Annotated in this window: 14 protein-coding genes, 5 tRNA genes and 3 rRNA genes; 17 read left to right on the top strand and 5 right to left on the bottom strand. The window is 42.9% G+C overall.

The features are described from left to right. The first annotated feature begins 38 nt into the window (after window positions 1–38). The 8 genes from PB1_RS05525 to PB1_RS05490 all read left to right on the top strand — a co-directional run bounded on the left by PB1_RS05525 (window position 39) and on the right by PB1_RS05490 (window position 5,543). Window positions 39–115 (top strand) — tRNA-Arg (locus PB1_RS05525). An 11-nt stretch (window positions 116–126) separates the two neighbouring features. After that, window positions 127–203: transfer RNA gene (locus PB1_RS05520), tRNA-Pro, on the top strand. Between the two features lie 21 nt (window positions 204–224). Then, a tRNA-Gly gene (locus PB1_RS05515) sits at window positions 225–298 on the top strand. Between the two features lie 74 nt (window positions 299–372). Next, window positions 373–1,925: ribosomal RNA gene (locus PB1_RS05510) — 16S ribosomal RNA — on the top strand. A 151-nt stretch (window positions 1,926–2,076) separates the two neighbouring features. Further along, window positions 2,077–5,010: ribosomal RNA gene (locus tag PB1_RS05505) — 23S ribosomal RNA — on the top strand. An 81-nt stretch (window positions 5,011–5,091) separates the two neighbouring features. Beyond that, window positions 5,092–5,207, top strand: a 5S ribosomal RNA gene (gene rrf, locus PB1_RS05500). The 16S, 23S and 5S rRNA genes sit together here with 5 tRNA genes alongside, the layout of an rRNA operon. A gap of 158 nt (window positions 5,208–5,365) precedes the next feature. Next, window positions 5,366–5,439: transfer RNA gene (locus PB1_RS05495), tRNA-Met, on the top strand. Between the two features lie 28 nt (window positions 5,440–5,467). After that, window positions 5,468–5,543: transfer RNA gene (locus tag PB1_RS05490), tRNA-Asp, on the top strand. 300 nt (window positions 5,544–5,843) lie between these two features. Here the strand turns inward: PB1_RS05490 and PB1_RS05485 are convergent. Together PB1_RS05485 and PB1_RS05480 are read right to left on the bottom strand one after the other, a co-directional pair. Beyond that, window positions 5,844–6,383, bottom strand: a complete 540-nt coding sequence (locus tag PB1_RS05485) for an HXXEE domain-containing protein (protein ID WP_003351262.1) — start codon at window positions 6,381–6,383, stop codon at window positions 5,844–5,846. Further along, window positions 6,364–6,546, bottom strand: a complete 183-nt coding sequence (locus PB1_RS05480; RefSeq protein ID WP_003351261.1) for a hypothetical protein — start codon at window positions 6,544–6,546, stop codon at window positions 6,364–6,366. Before PB1_RS05480 ends, PB1_RS05485 begins: the two co-directional genes overlap by 20 nt. 318 nt (window positions 6,547–6,864) lie before the next feature. On the opposite strand from PB1_RS05480, the gene PB1_RS16540 reads away from it, so the two are divergent. The 5 genes from PB1_RS16540 to tsaD all read left to right on the top strand — a co-directional run bounded on the left by PB1_RS16540 (window position 6,865) and on the right by tsaD (window position 10,598). Beyond that, entirely contained in the window at window positions 6,865–7,695 is an 831-nt protein-coding gene (locus PB1_RS16540) for a helix-turn-helix domain-containing protein (RefSeq protein ID WP_003351260.1), read from the top strand. 255 nt (window positions 7,696–7,950) lie between these two features. Further along, complete coding sequence (gene tsaE / locus PB1_RS05470) at window positions 7,951–8,406, top strand: tRNA (adenosine(37)-N6)-threonylcarbamoyltransferase complex ATPase subunit type 1 TsaE (RefSeq protein ID WP_003351259.1); 456 nt, start codon at window positions 7,951–7,953, stop codon at window positions 8,404–8,406. Beyond that, complete coding sequence (gene tsaB / locus PB1_RS05465) at window positions 8,403–9,107, top strand: tRNA (adenosine(37)-N6)-threonylcarbamoyltransferase complex dimerization subunit type 1 TsaB (RefSeq protein ID WP_003351258.1); 705 nt, start codon at window positions 8,403–8,405, stop codon at window positions 9,105–9,107. The genes tsaE and tsaB overlap by 4 nt, the downstream gene beginning before the upstream one ends. Window positions 9,108–9,127: 20 nt before the next feature. After that, entirely contained in the window at window positions 9,128–9,583 is a 456-nt protein-coding gene (gene rimI / locus PB1_RS05460) for a ribosomal protein S18-alanine N-acetyltransferase (RefSeq protein ID WP_003351257.1), read from the top strand. Continuing rightward, a complete protein-coding gene (tsaD, locus tag PB1_RS05455; protein WP_003351255.1) occupies window positions 9,576–10,598 on the top strand; it encodes a tRNA (adenosine(37)-N6)-threonylcarbamoyltransferase complex transferase subunit TsaD in 1,023 nt (340 codons plus the stop codon). The genes rimI and tsaD overlap by 8 nt, the downstream gene beginning before the upstream one ends. Window positions 10,599–10,875: 277 nt before the next feature. Here the strand turns inward: tsaD and PB1_RS05450 are convergent, their stop codons facing one another. Continuing rightward, entirely contained in the window at window positions 10,876–12,795 is a 1,920-nt protein-coding gene (locus tag PB1_RS05450; RefSeq protein WP_003351253.1) for an ABC-F family ATP-binding cassette domain-containing protein, read from the bottom strand. A 139-nt stretch (window positions 12,796–12,934) separates the two neighbouring features. Here PB1_RS05450 and moaC point away from each other — a divergent pair, with 139 nt between their 5' ends. Then, window positions 12,935–13,429 (top strand): cyclic pyranopterin monophosphate synthase MoaC, encoded by a 495-nt coding sequence (gene moaC, locus PB1_RS05445; protein ID WP_003351252.1) that lies wholly within the window; start codon window positions 12,935–12,937, stop codon window positions 13,427–13,429. A gap of 22 nt (window positions 13,430–13,451) precedes the next feature. After that, window positions 13,452–14,099 carry a redox-sensing transcriptional repressor Rex gene (locus PB1_RS05440; protein ID WP_003351251.1) on the top strand — a complete coding sequence of 216 codons (648 nt, stop codon included), beginning with the start codon at window positions 13,452–13,454 and terminating at the stop codon, window positions 14,097–14,099. Between the two features lie 166 nt (window positions 14,100–14,265). Here PB1_RS05440 and PB1_RS05435 read toward each other — a convergent pair whose 3' ends face one another. Both PB1_RS05435 and PB1_RS05430 read right to left on the bottom strand, forming a co-directional pair. Continuing rightward, window positions 14,266–14,466, bottom strand: a complete 201-nt coding sequence (locus PB1_RS05435) for a YdiK family protein (protein ID WP_003351250.1) — start codon at window positions 14,464–14,466, stop codon at window positions 14,266–14,268. After that, a complete protein-coding gene (locus PB1_RS05430; RefSeq protein ID WP_003351249.1) occupies window positions 14,467–15,198 on the bottom strand; it encodes a CPBP family intramembrane glutamic endopeptidase in 732 nt (243 codons plus the stop codon). It lies immediately after the preceding gene. Window positions 15,199–15,488: 290 nt separating this feature from the next. Here PB1_RS05430 and groES point away from each other — a divergent pair, with 290 nt between their 5' ends. Together groES and groL are read left to right on the top strand one after the other, a co-directional pair. Next, window positions 15,489–15,773 (top strand): co-chaperone GroES, encoded by a 285-nt coding sequence (gene groES / locus PB1_RS05425; protein ID WP_003351248.1) that lies wholly within the window; start codon window positions 15,489–15,491, stop codon window positions 15,771–15,773. A gap of 96 nt (window positions 15,774–15,869) precedes the next feature. Further along, complete coding sequence (gene groL, locus PB1_RS05420; protein ID WP_003351247.1) at window positions 15,870–17,492, top strand: chaperonin GroEL; 1,623 nt, start codon at window positions 15,870–15,872, stop codon at window positions 17,490–17,492. Window positions 17,493–17,750: the final 258 nt, after the last annotated feature.

Raw genomic sequence — 17,750 nt, 5'->3', positions numbered from 1 at the left:
TTAAAGTCATGATATTATAATAAAGTTGCTTTTGAAAAGCGCCCGTAGCTCAATTGGATAGAGCGTCTGACTACGGATCAGAAGGTTATGGGTTCGACTCCTGTCGGGCGCGCCATTAATATTCAACGGGAAGTAGCTCAGCTTGGTAGAGCACATGGTTTGGGACCATGGGGTCGCAGGTTCGAATCCTGTCTTCCCGACCATTCGAGAACATAATAGAAAATGCGGGTGTAGTTTAGTGGTAAAACCACAGCCTTCCAAGCTGTTGTCGTGGGTTCGATTCCCATCACCCGCTCCAAAAACTGTTCCTTGAAAACTGAACAAACAAAAGCGTCAACGTTAATTCTAATATTTTTGAGCTTATCTTACTCTTTTTTGGAGAGTTTGATCCTGGCTCAGGACGAACGCTGGCGGCGTGCCTAATACATGCAAGTCGAGCGGACTGATGGAAGCTTGCTTCCTGAAGTCAGCGGCGGACGGGTGAGTAACACGTGGGCAACCTGCCTGCAAGACCGGGATAACTTCGGGAAACCGGAGCTAATACCGGATAATCCTCTTTCCCGCATGGGAAAGAGCTGAAAGATGGCTTCGGCTATCACTTGCAGATGGGCCCGCGGCGCATTAGCTGGTTGGTGAGGTAACGGCTCACCAAGGCGACGATGCGTAGCCGACCTGAGAGGGTGATCGGCCACACTGGGACTGAGACACGGCCCAGACTCCTACGGGAGGCAGCAGTAGGGAATCTTCCGCAATGGACGAAAGTCTGACGGAGCAACGCCGCGTGAGCGAAGAAGGCCTTCGGGTCGTAAAGCTCTGTTGTCAGGGAAGAACAAGTACCGTTCGAATAGGGCGGTGCCTTGACGGTACCTGACCAGAAAGCCACGGCTAACTACGTGCCAGCAGCCGCGGTAATACGTAGGTGGCAAGCGTTGTCCGGAATTATTGGGCGTAAAGCGCGCGCAGGCGGTTCCTTAAGTCTGATGTGAAAGCCCACGGCTCAACCGTGGAGGGTCATTGGAAACTGGGGAACTTGAGTGCAGAAGAGGAGAGCGGAATTCCACGTGTAGCGGTGAAATGCGTAGAGATGTGGAGGAACACCAGTGGCGAAGGCGGCTCTCTGGTCTGTAACTGACGCTGAGGCGCGAAAGCGTGGGGAGCAAACAGGATTAGATACCCTGGTAGTCCACGCCGTAAACGATGAGTGCTAAGTGTTAGAGGGTTTCCGCCCTTTAGTGCTGCAGCTAACGCATTAAGCACTCCGCCTGGGGAGTACGGCCGCAAGGCTGAAACTCAAAGGAATTGACGGGGGCCCGCACAAGCGGTGGAGCATGTGGTTTAATTCGAAGCAACGCGAAGAACCTTACCAGGTCTTGACATCCTCTGACAATCCTGGAGACAGGACGTTCCCCTTCGGGGGACAGAGTGACAGGTGGTGCATGGTTGTCGTCAGCTCGTGTCGTGAGATGTTGGGTTAAGTCCCGCAACGAGCGCAACCCTTGACCTTAGTTGCCAGCATTCAGTTGGGCACTCTAAGGTGACTGCCGGTGACAAACCGGAGGAAGGTGGGGATGACGTCAAATCATCATGCCCCTTATGACCTGGGCTACACACGTGCTACAATGGATGGTACAAAGGGCTGCTAAGCCGCGAGGCCTGAGCCAATCCCAAAAAACCATTCTCAGTTCGGATTGCAGGCTGCAACTCGCCTGCATGAAGCCGGAATCGCTAGTAATCGCGGATCAGCATGCCGCGGTGAATACGTTCCCGGGCCTTGTACACACCGCCCGTCACACCACGAGAGTTTGTAACACCCGAAGTCGGTGAGGTAACCTTTAAGGAGCCAGCCGCCTAAGGTGGGACAGATGATTGGGGTGAAGTCGTAACAAGGTAGCCGTATCGGAAGGTGCGGCTGGATCACCTCCTTTCTAAGGATTTTAAACATGAAGTTGATCGCTTTTGTTTGTTTAGTTTTGAGGGAGCAATTCCTCAGAACTTCGTTCTTTGAAAACTAGATAATCGTATTGAAGAAGGCAAAAGAAGAACCGAGTATCGCCATTTTAGGTTTCAAACCTTTTAGGTTAAGTTAGAAAGGGCGCACGGTGGATGCCTTGGCACTAGGAGCCGATGAAGGACGGGACTAACACCGATATGCTTCGGGGAGCTGTAAGTAAGCATTGATCCGGAGATTTCCGAATGGGGAAACCCCCTATCCGTAATGGGATAGGATCCTAACCTGAATCCATAGGGTTAGGAGGGCAGACCCGGGGAACTGAAACATCTAAGTACCCGGAGGAAGAGAAAGCAAACGCGATTCCCTGAGTAGCGGCGAGCGAAACGGGAACAGCCCAAACCAAGAGGCTTGCCTCTTGGGGTTGTAGGACACTCTGTATGGAGTTACAAAGGAACGGAGTAGACGAAGAGGTCTGGAAAGGCCCGTCAGAGAAGGTAACAACCCTGTAGTTGAAACTTCGTTCCCTCCTCGAGTGGATCCTGAGTACGGCGGGACACGTGAAATCCCGTCGGAAGCAGGGAGGACCATCTCCCAAGGCTAAATACTCCCTAGTGACCGATAGTGAACCAGTACCGTGAGGGAAAGGTGAAAAGCACCCCGGGAGGGGAGTGAAAGAGAACCTGAAACCGTGTGCCTACAAGTAGTCAGAGCCCGTTAATGGGTGATGGCGTGCCTTTTGTAGAATGAACCGGCGAGTTACGGTCGCATGCGAGGTTAAGTTGAAAAGACGGAGCCGCAGCGAAAGCGAGTCTGAACAGGGCGAATGAGTATGCGGCCGTAGACCCGAAACCAGGTGATCTACCCATGTCCAGGGTGAAGTCCAGGTAACACTGGATGGAGGCCCGAACCCACGCACGTTGAAAAGTGCGGGGATGAGGTGTGGGTAGCGGAGAAATTCCAATCGAACTTGGAGATAGCTGGTTCTCTCCGAAATAGCTTTAGGGCTAGCCTCAAGTGCAAGAGTCTTGGAGGTAGAGCACTGTTTGGACTAGGGGCCCTCATCGGGTTACCGAATTCAGACAAACTCCGAATGCCAAAGACTTATCCTTGGGAGTCAGACTGCGAGTGATAAGATCCGCAGTCAAAAGGGAAACAGCCCAGACCGCCAGCTAAGGTCCCAAAGTATACGTTAAGTGGAAAAGGATGTGGAGTTGCTTAGACAACCAGGATGTTGGCTTAGAAGCAGCCACCATTTAAAGAGTGCGTAATAGCTCACTGGTCGAGTGACTCTGCGCCGAAAATGTACCGGGGCTAAACGTATCACCGAAGCTGTGGGTGGACACCGTCGGTGTCCGCGGTAGGAGAGCGTTCTAAGGGCGTTGAAGCCAGACCGGAAGGACTGGTGGAGCGCTTAGAAGTGAGAATGCCGGTATGAGTAGCGAAAGATGGGTGAGAATCCCATCCACCGAATGCCTAAGGTTTCCTGAGGAAGGCTCGTCCGCTCAGGGTTAGTCGGGACCTAAGCCGAGGCCGAAAGGCGTAGGCGATGGACAACAGGTTGATATTCCTGTACCACCTCTTTTCCGTTTGAGCGATGGGGGGACGCAGGAGGATAGGGCAAGCGCGCTGCTGGATTAGCGCGTCCAAGCAGTTAGGCCGCTGACGAGGCAAATCCCGTCAGCATCAGGCGGAGCTGTGACGGCGAGGGAAATATAGTACCGAAGTTCCTGATTCCACACTGCCAAGAAAAGCCTCTAGCGATGGAAAAGGTGCCCGTACCGCAAACCGACACAGGTAGGCGAGGAGAGAATCCTAAGGTGAGCGAGAGAACTCTCGTTAAGGAACTCGGCAAAATGACCCCGTAACTTCGGGAGAAGGGGTGCTTTTCTGGGTGCATAGCCCGGAAAAGCCGCAGTGAATAGGCCCAGGCGACTGTTTAGCAAAAACACAGGTCTCTGCGAAGCCGCAAGGCGAAGTATAGGGGCTGACGCCTGCCCGGTGCTGGAAGGTTAAGAGGAGGGGTTAGCTTACGCGAAGCTCTGAATCGAAGCCCCAGTAAACGGCGGCCGTAACTATAACGGTCCTAAGGTAGCGAAATTCCTTGTCGGGTAAGTTCCGACCCGCACGAAAGGCGTAACGATCTGGGCACTGTCTCAACGAGAGACTCGGTGAAATTATAGTACCTGTGAAGATGCAGGTTACCCGCGACAGGACGGAAAGACCCCGTGGAGCTTTACTGCAGCCTGATATTGAATTTTGGTACAGCTTGTACAGGATAGGTAGGAGCCTGAGAAGCCGGAGCGCCAGCTTCGGTGGAGGCGCCGGTGGGATACTACCCTGGCTGTATTGAAATTCTAACCCGCGCCCCTGATCGGGGCGGGAGACAGTGTCAGGCGGGCAGTTTGACTGGGGCGGTCGCCTCCTAAAAAGTAACGGAGGCGCCCAAAGGTTCCCTCAGAATGGTTGGAAATCATTCGCAGAGTGTAAAGGCATAAGGGAGCTTGACTGCGAGACCTACAAGTCGAGCAGGGACGAAAGTCGGGCTTAGTGATCCGGTGGTTCCGCATGGAAGGGCCATCGCTCAACGGATAAAAGCTACCCCGGGGATAACAGGCTTATCTCCCCCAAGAGTCCACATCGACGGGGAGGTTTGGCACCTCGATGTCGGCTCATCGCATCCTGGGGCTGTAGTCGGTCCCAAGGGTTGGGCTGTTCGCCCATTAAAGCGGTACGCGAGCTGGGTTCAGAACGTCGTGAGACAGTTCGGTCCCTATCCGTCGCGGGCGCAGGAAATTTGAGAGGAGCTGTCCTTAGTACGAGAGGACCGGGATGGACGCACCGCTGGTGTACCAGTTGTCTTGCCAAAGGCATCGCTGGGTAGCTATGTGCGGAAGGGATAAGTGCTGAAAGCATCTAAGCATGAAGCCCCCCTCGAGATGAGATTTCCCATAGCGTCAAGCTAGTAAGATCCCTGAAAGATGATCAGGTTGATAGGTCTGAGGTGGAAGCGTGGCGACACGTGGAGCTGACAGATACTAATCGATCGAGGACTTAACCTAGTCATATGATGGTGAACTTCGTTCTTCTTACTTCTTCGATCATTATCTAGTTTTGAGAGAATGAATTCTCAAGGAAATAAGTCTGGTGACGATGGCGAGAAGGCCACACCCGTTCCCATACCGAACACGGAAGTTAAGCTTCTCAGCGCCGATGGTAGTTGGGGCATTGCCCCTGCAAGAGTAGGACGTTGCCAGGCTTTTGAATTTATCGACGCGGGGTGGAGCAACGAGCGTTACTTCACCGAAAAAACAGCGAGTTGTACCGACCGAGCGGCTTCTTGGTTTAGCTTACTGAGGTCGGGACAGTCTGAAAGCTAAAAAAGGCGCATAGAAAAATTAAATATATTAATATCGACGCGGGGTGGAGCAGTCCGGTAGCTCGTCGGGCTCATAACCCGAAGGCCGCAGGTTCAAATCCTGCCCCCGCAATAATCCATATTCTTGAATACATAAGCAAGGTCCCGTAGTGTAGCGGTTAACATGCCTGCCTGTCACGCAGGAGATCGCGGGTTCGATTCCCGTCGGGACCGCCAGTTTTATAGGATGTTCGAAAAACTGAACGAAAAGATATTTCTTTTTTAAAAGAAAATATAAAATTCTGGATCTGAGGCTGTCTCAAATGCCAAAGGGTCAGACCCCATAACACAATATATAGGACATAATGTTGGATAAATGTGCTATATATTGATAAATGCACATGGGGTCAGACCCTTATGAGACAGCCTCTTTTTGGTTTAAGGAAATAAACATTAAAAAAATCTTTATGGAATGCTTATTGAATTGTTAAGCTGTTATAAAAGCTTTTCGAAAAAAATTAATATCCCTCACATCTCTTAAACGAATGTTCGCCCTATAAAGTGAGCAAAGGGAACGATAGGAAACAAGACAAGTGCAACAAAAAAACTAATAGTAACAGTCCGCCAATTGATCAATTTGGCTTTAAATAACCTATAGTACAAATATAGTGAATAAGGCAGAGAAACAAAAACCGCAGTTACAACACCTGGCGTGTATCCGCGAAAGGCAATGCACTGCCCCAGATGGGTAAAAACATTAATAAACAACATAGTTAATAGTGCTGTGAAAAATATCAACCATACCCCTGAACATAGAGATCGAAGCAACATAAATGTTGCAAAAAAAAGTATGATAAACTCAACAAAAACTGCAATTGCAATTTGAGGGGTTGTCAAATGAACGGATTCAATTACGAACTGAAGCCTTTTTGGTACAACAGAGTAGAGATAGGCAATATTACTATCCACCCATTTTTCCATAGTTATGATTTCTTCAGAATCATGAATCAAAAACGTGATAGGAAAGAGCAAGATAACGGTTTTTAGTTCCAATTTATTATTTAACTTTTCCAACATGTCGCTCCACCTCAATAAGCTCTTTTTTGCGTTCTCGATATTGGATTTTAGATTCACCTATTTTTTCTTTTCTTTGAAGTTGATTCACATGTTTTAACTTCTCACTTAATTCAGCCATACGTAAATCATAAATCTTTTTAATAATATAATCATTATAAAACACAAAAATCACCTCGGATTTATTTTTTTCCTTATATAAGGGAGTTGTATGGGTTTTCGGTAAATATGAAATTTACAAAATTACGAGATTAAGGATTGCGCATGACACAAGTTTCTTAATATTATGAACATAAGCCAGATCAGATTGGTTTTAAAAAATTTTTCATAATAACCCTCTAAACACTGTAGTATTCAAGATTGAACTTTATATATAGATTAACAATCTGTACTTTATATTGCTGTTCATTAATTGCGATTTCTTTAATAGCAATATTTTAACGACAGTCAAAACAAAGCACTAGTTAGAATGGGGTCTTTTCGTATGAGGTATCTTAATTTAAAGTTAGAAAACAGTAAGTTTATGATGATTCATCTTAAACCAAACTCATCTGATCCTTTAGAGCATAGTCATGGGAACGACTTTCAAATGAGTATTCCTTTATTTGGGTCTACATTTATTGAAATAAATAACAAAACCGTCATTTTAGAAAAACAACATCGCTTTATAACTGCCCCAGGAGAAAAACATATTCATTTTACCGATAAAGATGAGGGGAAAGTTCTTTTAATTAATATAAAAAAGGAATTTTTGGAGAAAGTCTATTTTGAACGTCTAGCCGGTCAATCAAACGAAATTTCATTTTCTTCTATCAATGTGGGTTCATCTGAATTATTTATAAAAATTGCTGAAACTGCAGTCAGACAAAATCTTTTTGGCAATACAAATAAAATTGAAATCCAACAACTAGAATGGGAATTAGCAAATTTAGTATTTTCTCAACATGAAGGCCCTCATAATGAGCTTTGGAGGAAAGAGGTTACGTTGCCGAATCATCCGTTGTTAAAAAGAGTAGTGGACTTCATTCATGAGCAATATAATAGTGAAATTACATTGGATCAACTTTCTGAGGAATCTGGAATCAGTAGATTTTACTTCCTTCGTTTGTTTAAAGAAGTAACAGGCTTTACTCCAAGCCAATATATAACAAAAGTAAGGTTGGATCATTCAGTAAACCTTTTGAAGCATACTAAAAAAGACATCACGATGATTGCCTATGAAGTTGGTTTCGGCAGTTTAGGGAGCTTTGAGAGAGCGTTTAAAAAACGATTTGGGATAAATGCAAGTGAATTTAGAAAAAAAATAAATCATTAGAATACGGCAGTTTTATTCATAACATTTCTTTTTGAGATACGGAAAAGATTAATATTGAGGGGTACATCTGAATAATTTTGCAAGTATGAAATGTTATAAACGGTATGAACATTTTTGCTCATCTCCATAAAATCATGTAAACTACATATAGAGTGAGCTCCTTAGGTTGATTCCTAAGGTTTTTTTATATAAAAATTAATAGTTTTAAACAATCATGTAAACAATTTGAGAAAAGGTAGCAAAGGTGATTGCCCAATGAAGCAATATGAATACCTCTCCGGAGGACCAAGTGAAACGCTGGAGTTTTCCAAGCGGCTTTCAAAGTTTTTAAAACCAGGTGATGTTCTTGCTCTTGAAGGAGACTTAGGAGCCGGAAAAACAACTTTTACAAAAGGGCTGGCAGAAGGGCTGGGTATTAAGAAAAATGTAAATAGCCCAACATTCACGATTATTAAAGAATACAACGGAAGGCTGCCTCTTTATCATATGGATGTATACCGGGTCGAAGACGCTTATGAAGACTTAGGCTTTGATGAGTATTTTGATGGAGATGGAATAACCGTTGTTGAGTGGGCTCATCTTATCGAAGAGCAGCTTCCATCTGAAATATTAACGATTTCGATTTACAGGAAAGATGATGAAAAAAGGCGTATTGTTTTACAGCCAAAAGGGAAGCGTTACGAGGAATTGTGTAAGGAGATTTTTTCATGAATGTATTAGCTATTGATACATCTAATTATCCTTTAGGGATTGCCATAATCAATGAAGAGAAAGTAACGGGCGAATATATTACGAATGTTAAGAAAAACCATTCGATTAGAGTAATGCCGGCAATTGAAGCTTTACTAAAGGAATGTGATATTACTCCCGCAGACTTGACAAAAGTTGTTGTTGCAAAAGGTCCAGGGTCTTATACGGGAGTTCGAATCGGAGTGACGATTGCCAAAACCCTTGCATGGACATTAAATATTCCGCTTGTTGGAGTTTCAAGCCTGGCGGTGATTGCTTCAGGTGCAGGCAGATATTTTAATGGGTATGTATCTCCACTTTTTGATGCGAGAAGAGGACAAATCTATACCGGGTTGTACCAATATCAGAATGGGAAGCTGGTTACCGTTAAAAAAGACGGGATCATCTTAACTGATGATTGGGTAAATCAATTAAGGGAACTTGATAAACCGATTCTCTTTGCAGGGAATGATCTGCCTCTCCATCTGGATTCAATTAAAGCAAATCTTGAAGAAAAGGCTGTATTTGCGGAAATAACGGAACATAATCCGCGGCCTTCCGAATTGGCTTTGATAGGAAAGGATCAGCCTGGGGAAGATATTCATTCTTTTGTACCGAATTATATCAGGCTGGCTGAAGCCGAGGCGAAATGGCTTGAATCGAAGAAAACGAATAACGGGTAATTGGATAGGAAGAAAATTGTATGAATGATTCTATAACTTTTCGATTTATGGAAGAAAAAGATATTGACCAGGTATTGGAGATTGAACATGCATCTTTTAGTCTCCCTTGGAGCAGGGAAGCTTTTTATAATGAGCTGAGGAAAAATCAGTTTGCTGTTTATATCGTGGTCGAAGATTATGAAAAAGTCGTCGGCTATTGCGGAGTGTGGGTTGTTGTTGATGAGGCTCACATTACTAATATTGCTGTCCTTCCGGAATATAGAGGGAAAAAGCTTGGAGAAGCTTTATTGCGAAAGGTAATGGAGCTTGCGAGGGAGCTTGGGGCAAAGACTATGACGCTTGAAGTAAGGGTAACGAATTATGTTGCGCAATCATTATACCGAAAGCTTGGTTTTCAAAATGGAGCAATACGAAAAAATTATTATACAGATAACCAGGAAGATGCATTAGTAATGTGGGTGAAATTAGATGAATAAACATCAATGGATTATGGGAATCGAAACGAGCTGTGATGAAACAGCGGTGGCAATAATTAAAAATGGCCGGGAGATTGCGGCTAATGTAGTCGCATCGCAAATTGACAGCCATAAGAGATTTGGCGGAGTGGTTCCTGAAATAGCTTCCCGCCACCATGTCGAACAAATAACCATCGTATTAGAAGAAGCGATGAAACAAGCAGGTATTTCATACAGAGATCTGGATGCGATTGCTGTTACGGAAGGGCCCGGCTTGGTTGGAGCACTTTTGATTGGAGTAAATGCTGCAAAAGCTATTTCTTTTGCCCATTCGATTCCGCTTGTTGGGGTGCACCATATTGCCGGCCATATTTATGCTAATCGGTTTGTAGCTGAAATGAAGTTCCCGCTTTTGTCCCTTGTTGTATCGGGCGGCCATACAGAACTTGTTTATATGAAAGAACACGGGCATTTTGAAGTAATCGGGGAAACGAGAGATGATGCTGCCGGCGAGGCATATGATAAAGTCGCAAGAACATTAAACTTGCCTTATCCAGGAGGGCCGCATATCGATCGGCTTGCACATCAAGGAGAGCCTAAAATCGAACTGCCGAGAGCCTGGCTTGAAGAAGACTCATATGATTTCAGTTTCAGCGGACTGAAATCAGCTGTTATCAACACGGTTCACAACGCGGAACAGCGCGGTGAAACGATTGCCCCGGAAGATTTGGCAGCCAGTTTTCAGGCAAGCGTGATTGATGTTCTTGTAACCAAAACAGTAAAAGCAGCACAAGTATATGATGTAAAACAAGTGCTATTGGCAGGCGGAGTAGCCGCAAACAAGGGCTTAAGGGCTGCTTTAGAGGAAGCATTTAAGAAATTGCCGGGTATCGAACTAATTATACCTCCGCTTTCTCTTTGCACGGATAATGCAGCCATGATCGCTGCGGCAGGAAGCGTGTTGTTTGAAAAAGGAAAACGGGCAGATTTGGCTTTAAATGCAAGTCCGGGCTTAGACATAACAATCCACAACTAACAAGGAAAACTCCTTTTAAACAGGGAGTTTTTTTGTGGATAATTTTAAAAAATTGTTAATTTTGTGGATAAAACAATCAAAAATTGTGGACATTGTGGAAAAATTGAAAAAAACTTTTAAAATAAGTAATCGTTTTGTGGATAAGATTTGAGAACAACTTTTTCGGAATTTTTGAGAAACATAAAACCAAAAAATAAAAAAGGGTCAAACCCCTCAAATATAACATAAGACAAAGGAATCAGACCCTTGCAGTCGGGATGACCGCGGCACTATTTTTCTATTCGGCCAGCTCTGCCCATTTCTCCAATAGGGCTTCAAGCTCTGACTTCGCTTTTTCATTTTGTAAATTGATTTCCATTACTTTTTCATGGTCTTCGTAAATTTCAGGTTCACAAAGAAGCTGGTCATTTTTTGCTATTTGTTCTTCCAGCGACTCTATCATGGCTTCAATCTCCTCGATCCGCCTTTTGCGCTGTCTTTCAAGCTTTTTGGCTTCTTTGTCTTGCTGATACGTGTTTTTTTCTTTTTTTATAGGATCGGCCGTGCCTGTTTCCTGTTGTTCAAGCGCACGAATTTCTTCTTTTTCCTGTTTCTTTTCTAAAAAATAATCATAATCGCCTAAGTACTCAACGGCTCCATTTGAACTGAGCTCCAGAACTTTCGTTGCAATCCGGTTAATGAAATACCTGTCATGGGATACAAATAGAATGGTTCCCGGATAGTCAATTAAAGCATTCTCAAGAATTTCTTTACTGTCCAAGTCCAGATGGTTAGTCGGCTCATCAAGAACAAGAAAGTTTGCTTTTTGCATCATTAATTTTGCCAGTGCGAGCCTTGCTTTTTCTCCTCCGCTCAAGGAAGAAACGGGCTTTAGTACATCGTCCCCGGAAAATAAGAAATTCCCGAGCACTGTACGGATCTCTTTTTCAGTTTTTAACGGATACTCATCCCATAATTCATTTAAAACGCGCTTATTTGATGTCAGCTCAGCTTGCTCCTGGTCATAGTACCCAATCGTTACATTTGAGCCATAATGAACTTCTCCTGAAAGAGCTGCAAGCTTTTTGACGATCGATTTTAATAAAGTAGATTTGCCGATTCCGTTTGGACCGACTAAAGCGATGCTTTCCCCGCGGGTTATCCGGAACGAGATGTTTTCTGATACCTTATTCCCTTTGTATCCTACGGCTAGCTCATGTACTTTGAGGACGTCATTTCCGCTTTGCCGTTCAATGTCAAAGAAAAAAGAAGCAGATTTTTCATCGCCGAGAGGCCGGTCCATGATCTCCATTTTTTCAAGTTGTTTACGCCGGCTTTGCGCACGTTTTGTTGTTGATGCCCGGGCCAGATTTCGCGCAATAAATTCCTGTAATTTCGCTATTTCTTCCTGTTGTTTTTCGTACTGCTTCATTTCGCGTTCAAAGTTTTCCGCTTTTTGCTGAAGGTATGAACTGTAATTGCCATGATATTTTTGGATTTGGTGGCGGGAAATTTCATAAACTTGTGTTACGACCTTATCTAAAAAGTAACGGTCATGGGAAACGATCAACACCGCTCCATCATAGTTCTGCAAATATTGCTCAAGCCACGTTAATGTTTCAATATCAAGGTGGTTAGTCGGCTCGTCCAAGATTAAAATATCCGGCTTTGTTAAGAGCAGCTTTCCGAGAGCAAGTCTTGTTTTCTGGCCTCCGCTCAGACTTGAAATCTTAGTGGAATAATCGTAGTCATGAAAATTTAGCCCGTGAAGGACAGAACGGATATCCGCTTCATATTGATAACCGCCTTGCTCTTTAAACTGAACTTGTAAAAGATCGTACTCTTTGAGAATACGTTCGTAGGCAGATGCATTTTCAAACACCGCCGGATCCGCCATATTTTCTTCTAATTTTCGCAGCTCTTTTTCCATTTTTTGAAGCGGTTCAAAAACAGTCATCATTTCATCCCAAATGGACAATTCGGATTCAAGACCGGTATTTTGTGCTAAATATCCGATTGAAACGTCTTTTGGTTTTATTATCTCGCCTGAATCGTACGACAGGTGCCCGGCAATGATTTTTAAAAGAGTAGACTTCCCCGCACCGTTTCTTCCGACAAGGGCAATTCTGTCATGGTTTTGAACTTCAAGCTTTATATTCGATAAAATAAGATCAGCACCATAGTATTTCGTTAATTGATTAACTTGTAATAAAATCATCTGTTCTCACCTCAGGTTACTATAAAACTAGTGTATCTTATTCATATTCTGTCGGCAACATGTGATTTTGTGAACAATGTTACAAAGTTATCACACAGAAATGTCAAAATAGTGTATGATTTGTTGTGAGGTGTTTTTTATGGCTGAGTTTACTCATTTTAACGAAGAAGGCAGAGCGAAAATGGTAGATGTAAGCAGTAAGCCGGAAACGGTGCGAACTGCATTAGCACATTCGAGTATTACAGTAAATAGAGAAATATATGAAAAAATTACAAATAACAAAATGAAAAAAGGGGATGTTCTGTCAGTTGCTCAAGTTGCTGCAATTATGGCAGCAAAAAAAACATGGGAAATCATTCCGATGTGCCATCCTATTCCTCTTACAGGAGTAGATATCTCATTTTTCTGGGAGAATGATCAAGAAAACTATACTCTAAATATTATAGCTTCGGTTAAGACAAAGGGGAGTACAGGAGTAGAGATGGAAGCCTTAACGGCTGCTTCCGTCTGTGCTCTAACGATTTACGATATGTGTAAAGCTGTCGACAAAAGCATGGTCATTGGGGAAACGTATTTGATTGAAAAAACAGGCGGAAAAAACGGAGATTATTTTAGAGAGAAAGGACGTAAATAAACAAAAAGGCGGTGAACGAAAGATGTCAAATGAAATGGTAAAAATTCCTCAAGCAACGGCCAAAAGGCTGCCTTTATATTATCGCTTTTTGAAAAACCTTCATTCTTCCGGAAAACAAAAGGTTTCATCTGCTGAACTGAGTGAAGCAGTAAAAGTGGATTCAGCAACAATCCGCAGGGATTTTTCTTATTTTGGTGCTTTAGGAAAAAAAGGTTACGGCTATAATGTGAACTATCTGCTGTCTTTTTTTCGCAAAGCGCTTGATCAGGATGAGCTGACAATGGTTGCTTTAGTCGGAGTCGGGAATTTAGGGACCGCATTCTTAAATTATAATATTCTTAAAAATAATAACACGAAAATTGAAATCGCATTTGACATTGATCAAAACAAAGTTGGAAAAATGATAGGGCAAGTACCTGTCTATCATATGGATGATCTTGAAAAAAAAATGATCGAAACGGATATACAGGTTGCCATCTTAACCGTTCCTGTACCGGAAGCACAATCGGTTACAGACCGCCTAGTTAATGCGAATGTAAAAGGAATTTTAAACTTTACACCGGCAAGATTAAATGTTCCGTCATCGGTCCGTGTCCATCATATCGATTTAGCAGTCGAATTACAGTCATTAGTTTATTTCTTAAAGCACTATCCGCCAGAAGAAGATTAACTAAGAAATTGTTCTTATAATAAAGCCGATGCAAGGTAAGGCTGTATCAAAAGCCTAAGGGTTTGACCCCAAAATGTTGGATAAATGTGCTATATATTGATAAATGCACATGAGGTCAGACCCTTAAGAAACAGCCTCGTAGTTGTGCCATTGTCTGGCTGCGATTTTATAATTTGTTTGCATTTTTAATCTTAAAATGAAAAGTAATCATTCTGATTCCTGATCCAATATCAAATGTTGCTAATAGCACAAGCAAGTAAGTAAAAAATCCCCAGCCGGTTTCATTCACATTTTGGATGGCAAAAAAGGTGAACAAAGTGCCCAGCATAATATAAAAGATGCCTGAAATCAAGGGAGACTGCCTCATCTAAAATCCTCCAATAAAACTTTGTATTTTTTCCGCTTCGCGCAGAATTCTTTCTATATCTTCCCTGTATACGGATTGAACTAATACGACGAATGTATTCATTGCTACATGGGCTATGATGGGAACGATAATCCGTTTGGTTTTAACATAAAGAAAAGCAAATGTAAAGCCCATTGCAGAATATAAAATGATATGCTCAGGTTCAGAATGGGCCAGAGCGAATATTAAAGAACTGATCAGTGCGGATAGAAAGAAGTTCAGCCTCTTATTAAGCGCTCCAAAAATAATTTTGCGAAAAACAATTTCCTCTAAAATCGGACCAATAACTGAACTTACTAAAATAACAAAGGGAAAAGACTCAATTATGCTAATAATTTGCTGAGTATTTTCCGAACCCATTTCAATTCCGATTAATCTTTCAATATTGGCTGCAATGTATTGGGAAAAAAGGGCCATGAAGACGCCACCCACAGACCAATAGATTGATGAAATTGCGGAGGCTGCATTCCTTTTATTTGAACCTGCTTTGATCTCTTTTCTTAATAGTAAAAAAACAATAATGAATGTAACAGTAAAACTGAAAACCAGCCAATAAGGGACAGCGAGCACTTGCATTTCTCTGATACTTTTGCCCAAGAAAGCTCCCAATAAAGTGATAAGCGGAATCCCAATCAGACTGGACAGCTGCATGGCAATATACGTTATTAATATAAACCAATATTCTTTTTTCAATAGTAATTAACTCCTTTTGTTAGAAAACTAATGGACTCTGTACCATTCTACTATTGACGGCGGGCTGTTTCAAATTCTACGTAATTAAAGGAATAATTTAGAATCATTGAAGCATAATTTCATATGCAGCAAAAATCAATGAAGAAAATCGGGATATAATTTCAAAAATTTTTTTCTTTAGGCTTGCAAAAGAGATTCGATTTAATTAATATAATAATTGTGTTAGCACTCAACGGGTGCGAGTGCTAATAATGACCATAATATATTTAAATTTGAGGAGGTTGTTTCACTTGTTAAAGCCATTAGGTGATCGCATTGTAATTGAGCTTGTCGAATCCGAAGAAAAAACTGCAAGCGGTATTGTTTTACCGGACACAGCAAAAGAAAAGCCTCAAGAAGGCAAAGTAGTAGCTGTCGGAACCGGACGCGTTCTTGACAGCGGCGAGCGTGTAGCTCTTGAGGTTTCTGTAGGCGATCGCATTATCTTCTCAAAATACGCTGGTACAGAAGTAAAGTATGATGGTAAGGAATATTTAATTTTGCGCGAAAACGACATCCTTGCTGTAGTAGAGTAAGAAAATTTAACCGTTCTAAACTTTTAGAGGCAAGACCAAACTACTCAGCTAGAACGTCATAACGATATGATAAAAATTAGGGGAGGTTTTTAAATAATGGCAAAAGAGATTAAATTCAGTGAAGATGCACGCCGTGCGATGCTTCGCGGTGTAGATGCTCTTGCAAATGCAGTAAAAGTAACTCTTGGACCAAAAGGACGCAACGTGGTTCTTGAGAAAAAATTCGGTTCTCCGTTAATTACAAATGACGGTGTTACTATCGCGAAAGAAATCGAATTAGAAGATCCTTTTGAAAACATGGGTGCTAAGCTTGTTGCAGAAGTAGCAAGCAAAACGAATGATGTAGCCGGTGACGGTACAACTACTGCTACTGTTCTTGCTCAAGCGATGATCCGTGAAGGGCTTAAAAACGTTACAGCCGGTGCGAACCCAATGGGAATCCGCAAAGGTATCGAAAAAGCGGTTGCGAAAGCTGTTGAAGAATTAAAAGCTATTTCTAAACCAATCGAAGGAAAAGAATCTATCGCACAAGTTGCTTCCATTTCTGCTGCTGATGAAGAAGTTGGCCAATTAATCGCTGAAGCAATGGAGCGCGTTGGCAAAGACGGCGTTATCACAATCGAAGAATCGAAAGGCTTCACAACTGAATTAGATGTTGTAGAAGGTATGCAATTCGACCGTGGATATGCATCCCCTTACATGGTAACTGATTCTGACAAAATGGAAGCAGTTCTTGAAAATCCATATATCTTAATCACTGACAAAAAAATCTCCAGCATTCAAGAAATTCTTCCTGTACTTGAGCAAGTTGTTCAACAAGGCAAACCATTGTTGATTGTGGCTGAAGATGTTGAAGGTGAAGCACTTGCTACATTAGTAGTGAACAAACTTCGCGGAACTTTCAATGCAGTAGCTGTTAAAGCTCCTGGCTTCGGTGACCGCCGTAAAGCTATGCTTGAAGACATCGCAATCTTAACTGGCGGTGAAGTGATCACTGAAGAGCTTGGCCGCGACCTTAAATCTGCAACAATCAATTCATTAGGACGCGCTTCTAAAGTTGTTGTAACAAAAGAAAATACGACAATCGTAGAAGGTGCCGGCGATTCTGCACAAATCGCTGCTCGTGTTAACCAAATCCGCGTTCAATTAGAAGAAACTACTTCTGAATTTGACCGCGAAAAATTACAAGAGCGCTTAGCTAAACTAGCTGGCGGTGTAGCTGTAATCAAAGTTGGCGCTGCTACAGAAACTGAGCTAAAAGAGCGCAAACTTCGCATCGAAGACGCATTAAACGCTACTCGTGCTGCTGTTGAAGAAGGTATTGTAGCGGGTGGTGGTACTGCACTTCTTAACGTATACAATAAAGTTGCTTCTATCCAATCTGAAGGAGACGAAGCTACTGGTGTGAACATTGTATTACGCGCAATGGAAGAGCCAGTACGTCAAATCGCTCAAAACGCAGGCCTTGAAGGCTCTGTGATCGTTGAACGCTTAAAAGGCGAAAAAGTCGGAACAGGCTTCAATGCTGCTACTGGCGAATGGGTAGACATGATCGAAGCCGGTATCGTTGACCCAACAAAAGTAACTCGTTCTGCTCTTCAAAACGCTGCATCTGTTGCGGCTATGTTCTTAACAACAGAAGCAGTTGTTGCTGACAAACCGGAAGAAAACAAAGGCCCAGCAATGCCTGACATGGGCGGAATGGGCGGCATGATGTAAGGCTTTTGAGCCTTTCATTGGAGAAATAGCTACGGCTATTTCTCCCCATTTTGAGAAGTAGTCATGTAAATAATTTATATCAATAGCAATAACCACTTTAGCAATAACCACTTCCTATGAAAATTTAGGGAGTGGTTTTTTGTTGTTAAAATTCGCTTATCAAGACTTTTTGGATGACAGACGCTTCAAGAACACGACTAAAACGAATATCAAAAATTATGAAATGACTTTAGGGAAATTTGTGGACTATTGCACCTC

Source organism: Bacillus methanolicus PB1, assembly GCF_000262755.1.
In the GTDB taxonomy this organism is placed as follows: Bacteria; Bacillota; Bacilli; order Bacillales; family Cytobacillaceae; genus Bacillus_Z; species Bacillus_Z methanolicus.
The sequence above is the reverse complement of the archived record's forward strand: the minus strand, read 5'-3'. Positions and strand labels throughout refer to the sequence as shown.

Excerpts from the sequence above, each read along its gene's own strand:
- PB1_RS05440 (WP_003351251.1), top strand. The coding sequence starts at position 13,452 with ATGTCAAATGAAATGGTAAAAATTCCTCAAGCAACGGCCAAAAGGCTG.
- PB1_RS16540 (WP_003351260.1), top strand. The coding sequence starts at position 6,865 with ATGAGGTATCTTAATTTAAAGTTAGAAAACAGTAAGTTTATGATGATT.
- tsaE (WP_003351259.1), top strand. The coding sequence starts at position 7,951 with ATGAAGCAATATGAATACCTCTCCGGAGGACCAAGTGAAACGCTGGAG.
- PB1_RS05435 (WP_003351250.1), bottom strand. The coding sequence starts at position 14,466 with ATGAGGCAGTCTCCCTTGATTTCAGGCATCTTTTATATTATGCTGGGC.
- tsaD (WP_003351255.1), top strand. The coding sequence starts at position 9,576 with ATGAATAAACATCAATGGATTATGGGAATCGAAACGAGCTGTGATGAA.
- tsaB (WP_003351258.1), top strand. The coding sequence starts at position 8,403 with ATGAATGTATTAGCTATTGATACATCTAATTATCCTTTAGGGATTGCC.
- groL (WP_003351247.1), top strand. The coding sequence starts at position 15,870 with ATGGCAAAAGAGATTAAATTCAGTGAAGATGCACGCCGTGCGATGCTT.
- moaC (WP_003351252.1), top strand. The coding sequence starts at position 12,935 with ATGGCTGAGTTTACTCATTTTAACGAAGAAGGCAGAGCGAAAATGGTA.
- PB1_RS05485 (WP_003351262.1), bottom strand. The coding sequence starts at position 6,383 with ATGTTGGAAAAGTTAAATAATAAATTGGAACTAAAAACCGTTATCTTG.
- rimI (WP_003351257.1), top strand. The coding sequence starts at position 9,128 with ATGAATGATTCTATAACTTTTCGATTTATGGAAGAAAAAGATATTGAC.
- PB1_RS05450 (WP_003351253.1), bottom strand. The coding sequence starts at position 12,795 with ATGATTTTATTACAAGTTAATCAATTAACGAAATACTATGGTGCTGAT.